The organism is Mesorhizobium sp. WSM4828, from assembly GCF_055811175.1.
Genome location: NZ_JBVVQK010000100.1, coordinates 1 through 772 on the forward strand (window position 1 = coordinate 1; position 772 = coordinate 772).

Here is a 772-nt window from a genome sequence, read left to right on the forward strand (position 1 = left end):
GGCGACGTCCAGAAGGCGCAGGGGAACCTGGCTGGCGCCCTGGAGAACTATCAGAAGTCCCTTGCCATCCGCGAGAAGCTGGTGGCTCTCGATCCGAACAATGCCGACTGGCAGAGCCGCCTTTCATCGATCTACACCACACTGGGTAATGTTCAGACGGCGCAGGGAAATCTGGCGGGCGCCCTGGAGAACTATCGGCGCGGCCTCGCCATCGATGAAAAGCTAAACGCTGCGGACCTAGGAAACACCAACTGGCTAAGTAATCTTGCCGTTGACTATTCCTCCGTCGGCGACATCCTGAAGGCGCAGGGGAACCTGGCGGGCGCCCTGGAAAACTATCACAAGTCCCTTGCCATCCGTGAGAAGCTGGCGGCTCTCGATCCGAACAATGCCGACTGGCGGAACCGCCTGTCGCTCATCTACGAAAGAGTCGGTCTAGCTCAGAGAGCACATGGAAATCTTGCCAAAGCTCTCGAGAGCTTTTCTAAGAGTCAGGCCATTCGAGCGAAGCTTTTTGCCGGAGACCCCGACAACACCAACTGGGCAAGCAATCTTGACTATGGGTATAGCCAGATTGGCGACGTCCAGAAGGCGCAGGGGAACCTGGCGGGCGCCCTGGAGACCTATCAGCAGGCCCTTGCCATCCGTGAGAAGCTGGTGGCTCTCGATCCGAACAATGCCGACTGGCAGAGCCGCCTGTCATCGCTCTACACCACACTGGGCAATGTTCGGACGGCGCAGGGGAACCTGGCGGGCGCCCTGGAGAACTATC

Annotated in this window: 1 protein-coding gene; it reads left to right on the forward strand. The window is 59.2% G+C overall.

The features are described from left to right. Positions 1-772, forward strand: a 772-nt coding sequence (locus AC0L2X_RS32445) for a tetratricopeptide repeat protein (RefSeq protein ID WP_473601216.1), incomplete at both ends; no start/stop codon positions are given.